At 56.0% G+C, this 7,740-nt stretch carries 6 protein-coding genes and 2 pseudogenes; 6 read left to right on the forward strand and 2 right to left on the reverse strand.

Annotation, left to right across the window (positions count from 1 at the left end):
• The first annotated feature begins 244 nt into the window (after positions 1–244).
• Together ACMX3H_RS06270 and ACMX3H_RS06275 are read left to right on the forward strand one after the other, a co-directional pair.
• Positions 245–487, forward strand: a complete 243-nt coding sequence (locus tag ACMX3H_RS06270; protein ID WP_415210205.1) for a hypothetical protein — start codon at positions 245–247, stop codon at positions 485–487.
• 217 nt (positions 488–704) lie between these two features.
• Entirely contained in the window at positions 705–1,865 is a 1,161-nt protein-coding gene (locus tag ACMX3H_RS06275) for an FAD-dependent monooxygenase (RefSeq protein WP_415210200.1), read from the forward strand.
• On the opposite strand, the pseudogene ACMX3H_RS06280 reads toward ACMX3H_RS06275, so the two are convergent.
• A pseudogene (locus tag ACMX3H_RS06280) lies at positions 1,862–3,001 on the reverse strand (NAD(P)/FAD-dependent oxidoreductase). The gene ACMX3H_RS06275 and the pseudogene ACMX3H_RS06280 sit on opposite strands and share 4 nt — an antisense overlap.
• Positions 3,002–3,274: 273 nt before the next feature.
• Between ACMX3H_RS06280 and pitA the strand changes: the two are divergent.
• Positions 3,275–4,882 carry an inorganic phosphate transporter PitA gene (gene pitA / locus ACMX3H_RS06285; protein WP_415210201.1) on the forward strand — a complete coding sequence of 536 codons (1,608 nt, stop codon included), beginning with the start codon at positions 3,275–3,277 and terminating at the stop codon, positions 4,880–4,882.
• A 55-nt stretch (positions 4,883–4,937) separates the two neighbouring features.
• On the opposite strand, the pseudogene ACMX3H_RS06290 reads toward pitA, so the two are convergent.
• Positions 4,938–5,063 (reverse strand): annotated as a pseudogene (locus tag ACMX3H_RS06290) (universal stress protein UspB); the annotation flags it as partial.
• 944 nt (positions 5,064–6,007) lie between these two features.
• On the opposite strand from ACMX3H_RS06290, the gene ACMX3H_RS06295 reads away from it, so the two are divergent.
• From ACMX3H_RS06295 to ACMX3H_RS06305, 3 genes are read left to right on the forward strand one after another with little or no spacing between them, the layout of a single operon-like run.
• The gene (locus tag ACMX3H_RS06295) at positions 6,008–6,703 is read left to right on the forward strand and encodes a hypothetical protein (protein ID WP_415210202.1); all 696 of its coding nucleotides are present in this window, start codon (positions 6,008–6,010) and stop codon (positions 6,701–6,703) included.
• Complete coding sequence (locus tag ACMX3H_RS06300; RefSeq protein WP_415210203.1) at positions 6,687–7,103, forward strand: hypothetical protein; 417 nt, start codon at positions 6,687–6,689, stop codon at positions 7,101–7,103. Before ACMX3H_RS06295 ends, ACMX3H_RS06300 begins: the two co-directional genes overlap by 17 nt.
• Positions 7,104–7,136: 33 nt before the next feature.
• Positions 7,137–7,325 (forward strand): hypothetical protein, encoded by a 189-nt coding sequence (locus tag ACMX3H_RS06305; RefSeq protein ID WP_415210204.1) that lies wholly within the window; start codon positions 7,137–7,139, stop codon positions 7,323–7,325.
• Positions 7,326–7,740 lie beyond the last annotated feature (415 nt).

Raw genomic sequence — 7,740 nt, forward strand, 5'->3', positions numbered from 1 at the left:
TTAAATTTTAATGGACACTATCACAAACTTCAGAACCACTAATTTCATATCACTCAAACCGGGATGGAAATAAAAATTATTAAAATCAATACAATGTGAAAATGCAATGAGCATAAGCGTGTAACGTAGGTTTACTGTCTCATACGACAAACCCACCAATAATTCAAGACGTCCTCCACGGGGCACTTACTATGAGATTGATATGATGAGCAGAATGGAATAGCCCCTGGGCCACAGCCATCCGCTGGTCAACGAAGAGTGGGATCGCGAAATGCTGGAGCGTTTCGAGGCTGGCGATATCGACTATATGCACGCCCTTACCTATGAGGAAGTGGAGGAGTGTGGCGGCTACGGTGGGCATGAGGCTCTAAACTGGGTAGCGCTGATGGGCGCAATGAAAGGGGCCCATCCTGATTATGTCGCTTATGAATCCGTGCCGGAATGGATAACAGGCATGAGCTATTTAACCTATCCCGGGCAAAGCTGATTTTTACCGTCTTAGAGATATTTATCTCCTGGGGAAAATGCAAACAAACACCGTCTGATCAATAAGGCTCCCTGCCCTGGGCGCCTTGATCCGGGACGTTGCCGATAGTTAATGGCTTACGCCTGCCGATAATTTTCCCTCGGATCGTAATAAGGCTTTATTGCGCCGAATGACCCGGCGTCCCACTTTTGTCGAAAATGACTGGAGAATACTCCCGATGGCACGAATCGCAGTAATCGGAGCGGGTATGGGCGGATTGGCCTTTGCCGCCGCGATGAGAAACAGTAGGCATGAGGTGTCCGTCTATGAACAGGCAAATGAGCTGACCGAGCTCGGCGCAGGCATTTCTCTTTGGGCGAACGGCACACGCCTGTTTGACGAGATGGGCATTGCGTCCCCAATGGCCGAACGGTCATGCGAAACGGAAGCGGCCTATTTTCGCAATGAAGACGGCAGCGTGGAGGCCTGCCAGCGGCTGGCACGTGATAACTGGTACCGAAATGAATACGGCTATCCCTATTATGGCGCTTTTAGAACCGATCTTCAGGCCGCCCTGCTGGATGTCGTCGGCCGCGAGACTATCCGGCTCGGTAAACAGCTAACCCGATTAGATGATTCCGGTGATGAAGCGAAGCTGTACTGGGCTGACGGCACAATGGCTACCGCTGATTTGGTGGTGGGGGCTGACGGCATCAAATCCGTGGTGCGACAAGCGGTAAGCGATGGCGATCGTCCGGTATTTACCGGGAATAGCGCGTTTCGCGGCCTGGCCAAGACAGCCGTCCTGGACCGTCTTCCCGAGCCTCATTCCTTTACAGACTGGATGGGCGATGGGATGCACGTACTTAATTTTTCCATTGGTAAAGACTTTGCCTATCAGACGATCGTGGTTTTCATGGATGGCCCGGAAAAATGGCAGCATGACGCCTGGCGAGTCCCCGCCGATGCCGCTGCCATCCAAAGTAAGTTTACATACTGGCATCCCGCGGTCGGGCAACTGTTTGAGCACGTCAACCTTGCTGAATGCTGGGGCATGTTCCAGGTCAACCCCATGTCCTCATGGCATCGCGGGCGCGCGGTGTTAATCGGTGATGCCGCACACGGTATGATGCCGCATCACGGCCAGGGGGCGATTTCTTCGTTTGAAGACACCGTCGCCCATGTTATCAACAATGACTCACTCTCATCCGTGCAAGCAAAGCTTGAAGCTTTTGAGCTGGAGTGTAAAGCACGCGCTGAGCGGATTCAAAAATCATCTAAAAGCGTCAATGATTGCCTGCATCTGCCTGAGGGGGCCGCGCGCGTGGAACGTAACCACATACTGAATGCGCTTGGCAGGCATTTTTCATGGCTTCATAGCTATAAAGTCGGCGTTTAAACCCGGGCCAGCGCCTGCGCGCAGGCCCAGGCGGAGCTCCAGGCCCATTGAAAGTTATAGCCGCCCAGCCAACCGATAACATCGACTACTTCGCCGATAAAATACAGTCCCGGCACAGCGTTGCACGCCAGCGTTTTGGAGGACAGCCCACGGGTATCCACACCGCCCAGGGTCACTTCGGCGGTGCGGTAGCCTTCGGTGCCGTTGGGCTGGACCCGCCACTGCTGCAGCGGTGATACCCACTGCGCGATATGGCGCGGGGTCAGCTGTTTCAGGCTAATATCCGGGATGTCGTGCAGCTGGTACCAACATTTCACCAGCCGGCGCGGCAGCAGTTTCGCGAGGGTATTTTTCAGACTCTGGTTGGGATGGGAGGCGGTTTCCTCGCGCAGCAAGTCCGGCAGCGCCACATCCGGCAGTAAATCGATCGTCAAAAACTCGCCCGTTTGCCAGAAGCTGGAAATCTGCAAGATGGCCGGTCCGGACAGCCCGCGGTGGGTGAAGAGCACATTTTCGCGAAACCGGGTGCCATCCTCTGCGCTGACGATCGCCGGCACCGCGACGCCCGCCCGCGTCGCTATGACGTCCAGACCAAACTGTTGGGCAAGACGGTAGCCAAACGGCGTCGCCCCCAGGCCGGGCATCGACAGGCCGCCTGTGGCGACAACCAGCGCGGAGGTGAAAATCTCCCCCTGCGACAGCGTCAGCAGAAAACCACCGTTTTGACGGGTGACCGACAGCACATCGCTGCGCAAACGCAGTGTGACCTGCCCTTGCCGGCACTCCGCCAGCAGGAGATCCACGATCTGCTACACCGAGTCGTCGCAGAACAGCTGGCCGAGGGTCTTTTCATGCCAGGCGATGCCGTGGCGCTGCACCAGATCGATAAAATCCCATTGGGTATAGCGAGCCAGCGCCGATTTGCAGAAATGGGGATTTTGCGACAAATAGGCGGCCGGTTCGTTGTACAGGTTGGTAAAATTGCAGCGGCCGCCGCCCGACATCAGGATCTTGCGGCCCGGTTTTTTGCCGTTATCCAGCAGCAGCACGCGGCGACCCAATTGGCCCGCCTGGGCGGCGCAAAACATGCCCGCCGCGCCGGCGCCGATGACCACCACTTCAAACTGTTCTGCCATCATCTCACTCTGCCTATACTCTTAATGGACGACCTGACCCGCGGGCGCCGAAGGCTGCGGCCCGATTGTAATGGGGCGGGCGGCACATTGCTATGGTAACAAAATGCTAGATTGGGTAAAAAAGCGTATCTTGCTGAATTTGAAAGTTTATAGGGGGTAGTACATGCTTGTCGGCGGCAAGTTTATTAAAAAAAGGTCATATTTTCCTTTTCCCCTGGCACTTTTGTCGCAGATAATGCGGCCGTTCATGTCCAAACAATGGCGTAACTCTCTATGCTACATCTATTCACCGGTCTGGAATTCCATACCGGTCTAATGTTGGTGCTCGCATTAATCTTTGTTCTGGTTTATGAGGCCATCAATGGCTTTCATGATACGGCCAATGCCGTAGCCACCGTCATCTACACCCGCGCGCTGCGCTCTCAGCTGGCGGTCGCCATGTCCGGGGTGTTTAATTTCCTCGGGGTACTGATGGGCGGATTGAGCGTGGCCTATGCTATCGTTCATCTCTTGCCGACCGATCTCTTGCTTAACGTCAGTTCTGCCCACGGTCTGGCAATGATGTTCTCCATGCTGCTGGCGGCTATTTTGTGGAATCTCGGCACCTGGTATTTCGGCCTGCCGGCCTCCAGCTCGCACACCCTTATCGGCGCGATTATCGGCATCGGTCTGACCAACGCTTTGGTGAGCGATAGCTCGGTGGTGCAGGCGCTGAATATCCCCAAACTGATTGAAATCTTCCTCTCGCTCATTATCTCTCCACTGGTGGGATTGGTGCTGGCTGGCGCAATGGTTTTCGTCCTGCGCCGCTACTGGAGTAGCACCAAAAAACGCCGCCGAATTCATTTGACGCCGGCGGAGCGGGAGAAAAAGGACGGCAAGCGTAAGCCGCCGTTCTGGACCCGTATCGCCTTGATCTTCTCCGCCGCCGGCGTGAGTTTTTCCCACGGCGCCAATGACGGACAGAAGGGCATCGGGCTTATCATGCTGGTGCTAATAGGGGTTGCGCCGGCGGGCTTTGTGGTCAATATGAACACCAGCGGCTACGACATTAGCCGCACCCGCGATACGGTGAATCATTTGCAGCAGTATTACACGCAGCACCCCAGCGCATTCACCCACGTCGTCGGCCCGGACGAGGTGCCGGTGCCGGCCGCGGAAATTCCCGCCCCCGTCGCGCCTTTGCCCGGCGCCGCATCTCCTGGCGGCCCCGCCGTTCCCCCCGCCGCCAGCGGCGCGCCGATGGCGAATGGCCAAATGCTGGATCCAGGAATCGCCCCCCAAACGCAGGTTTTTCACTGCGACCTGTCGCGGGCATTGTTCGCGATTAATCACGCCTCGCTGCTGCTGGGCAATCTGGACAGCTACGAAACGCTCAATGCGGATCAGCGCTCCCACGTACGGCGCATGCTGATGTGCATCGCTGATACCGCCGATAAAGTGGCGAAGCTGCCGGAAACCTCCGCCGCGGATAAACGCTTCCTGTCGAACCTGCGCCAGGATCTGCTGTATACCGTGGAATACGCGCCGATGTGGATCATTATCGCCGTGGCGCTGGCGTTATCGTTGGGCACCATGGTTGGCTGGCGCCGGGTCGCCACGACCATTGGCGAGAAGATCGGTAAAAAAGGCATGACCTATGCCCAGGGGCTATCGGCGCAAATGACCGCGGCGGTGTCCATCGGCGTCGCCAGCTATACCGGCATGCCGGTGTCGACCACCCACGTGCTGTCGTCCGCAGTGACCGGCACCATGGTGGTGGACGGCGGTGGCGTGCAGGGCAAGACCGTGAAAAACATCCTGTTGGCCTGGGTGCTGACGCTACCGGTGGCGATCATTCTGGCCGGCAGCCTCTACTGGCTGGCGCTAAAACTGATTTAACCGCCACCGCATAGGGTAGGACGGCCAATCGGCCGTCTTTTTTTTTGCCTGCGATTCAGTGCCAGATTGCCAGGGCGATGAGGCTGACCACGATGAGACCGCACAACGCGCTGGTCAACATAAACGACCCCCGCACGCGCTCACAGCGGCGAATGAATTCCGGGTCGTGGTGATCCAGATGTAAGCTCCCCGTGGAGGACGTCTTGAATTATTGGTGGGTTTGTTGTATGGCCCGGTAAGAATATGTTCCACTACGATGCCTAGTGAACCCGCATCCTATAAGGGACGGCTGTCAGATCATGGATAATCCGGCGATGATAGTGTCCACTTAAATTTTAATGGACACTATCACAAACTTCAGAACCACTAATTTCATATCACTCAAACCGGGATGGAAATAAAAGTTATTAAAATCAATATAATGTGAAAATGCAATGAGCATAAGCGTGTAACGTAAGTTTACTGTCTCATACAACAAACCCACCAATAATTCAAGACGTCCTCCACGGGGCGCTTACAAAACAACCGCGTTTACTACCGCGCAGAATATCGCGGTATCGAATCCCGCTGATTTTGTCCGTCTGGCGGGAGAGCCCTCAGACGCCGGGGGGGGCGGTGCGCTATAGCGGCGGCAGCGCAACCGAGCCGGTCGGCGTGCGCAGTAACAATCCGGGGAATCTGGTACGCACGGAAAATACCTAGGAGGGGGAGACCAAAGGCGACGGACGATTTGCGTCATTCGCGACGCCTGAGCACGGCCTTCGCGCTTTGTGTAAAAACCTGCTGGCCTACAATAACCGTGGGTACAACACGGTCGAGCAAATCATCGGACGCTGGGCCCCCCGAATGAAAACGACACGGCATCTTATATTGCCGCTGTCTCTAATGCATTGAAAGTTCCCGCCGACAAGCGGCTTGATTTGACGGACATTAATACGCTAACCGCGCTGTGTGCGGGAATAACCGAGCATGAGAATGGCGGTAACCCCTATTCCAAAGAACAAATCTCAACGGGAGCAATGTCCGCGCTTGGTCTGGTGACGCTATCCGCGCCGGACGGTAACAACTTGCGAGCGGCGGGCGCGACTACCGCCGTGACCCAGTTATCCGGTACAACTCGCCCGGTTGCGCAGCGTGGCGCAGGGGCAGCTCAGCCAGCTGCAACGGGAATATCGTGTTGAATTAGAGGGCGAACTGAAAGATTTCACCGCCGCGGCCTTACGAGGGAAGGATTATCCCCGAACATTTTCCGCTGATGAATTCGTCCGGGCTTACGGCTATGACACCGGTCACAAAGAGTATGCAAATTATCTCGATACCCAACAGCTAGGTAGCGATATCTCAACGGTCCAGCAGTTATCACCGGTGCGACAGCAGGCGTTGCTGAATGCGCGCGAACCCGGGCCAAGAGAAGGTTATGCCGAAGCGGCTAAACGGCATGAGACATTGCAAAAAGCTGTTGAATACGTCAACAGGGCGCGAATGCAAGATCCTATCCAATATGCCGCAGAGCAAAAGCAGATTGGCCCCCTTGATATGCAAACACTTGATTCCTTTCGCTCCGGGCTATCGGCGCGGGCGAGCTTAACCCCTGAACTCGCTCGGCATTATGGCACCCCGTTAGCCGTTTTTTCCAGGTCGGAAGCATCCCAGATAGGCGAAATGTTGCGTTCCGCCCCCGCTTCGCAGTCAGTGGCCTACCTGGATGCGATGCGGCAGGGGCTGGGGGGCAGGGGCGCAGTACTCAGCCGCGTTACAGCAGGTGAGCAGCTACTCGCCGTCGGCGGTTGTTGCCGGTGCCATCATGGAAAAGAGCGGTAATGTAATAGGGAATGAGGGCGTTTGGTGGTGGAGCTCCGATCTAACGGTCACCCCGGATGACGCAGCGAAAACGATTATCGAGGGGGCCAACGCTCGCGTCGGCGGGACGACCAACGTCAACGGGGTCGAGAATAAAACCCGCGGGATTGAGATGCCCAAAGAGACAGATTTACGCCCTGAGTTTGTCGACAAGGTAGGCAAGGCTTTTGCGGGGGGTGCCGAAGGCGCAGCGCAGGCGTACGAAGTCGCTAAGGATTATTACGTTGGCATCATGGCACGCAAGGGGAACGTCTCAGGGGAATACGACAAAGACACTTGGACACAGGCTATAAATGTGGCGACCGGGGGCGTTTACAACTACAAAAGCCAGGGGGACGTGCTGTTACCCTGGGGGATGTAAGAAAGCCAGTTCGATAAGGCGGTAGCGTCTGCCTTGCAGCAGCACGTGTTGGCTGAGGGGATCAAGGCGCCGCCGGGGCAATACGGCTTACAGAGCCATGGCGATAGTCAGTATCTGGTAAAGCTGGGTGGCGGTTATCTTATGGGAAAAGACGGCAGACCGGTGGTGTTGCACATTGACGCAGAAAAGCTCCGCTTTGGCGAGGAGGGCAATCCTCAATGAGCTATTTCGGTTTTAGCCCGACACAACAAAATAAAGCGCTGGCCTACGCCGCGGAACATCCCATTGGTACAGGCACTCTGCAAGATGCGGCTTTCTTCGATGGCGCGGGTACTGCCGTTTTTGAAGGACTTTGGGCTGGCGTAAGACAGGCGGATCAAGTGGGATGGGCAGCGTTGGATACCGTGATGTCGCCCGTTGCCGAAGCGGTGAGCGGAACCTTTGGTGTGCGTGACTCCTCTGCCGATTTTTTCAAGGCCCAGCGGAAACTGGCGGAAAAAGGTAAGCGCCCCGTGGAGGACGTCTTGAATTATTGGTGGGTTTGTTGTATGGCCCGGTAAGAATATGTTCCACTACGATGCCTAGTGAACCCGCATCCTATAAGGGACGGCTGTCAGATCATGGATAATCCGGCGAT

Source organism: Sodalis sp. (in: enterobacteria), from assembly GCF_047607725.1.
Taxonomy (GTDB): Bacteria; Pseudomonadota; Gammaproteobacteria; order Enterobacterales; family Enterobacteriaceae; genus JBLKSS01.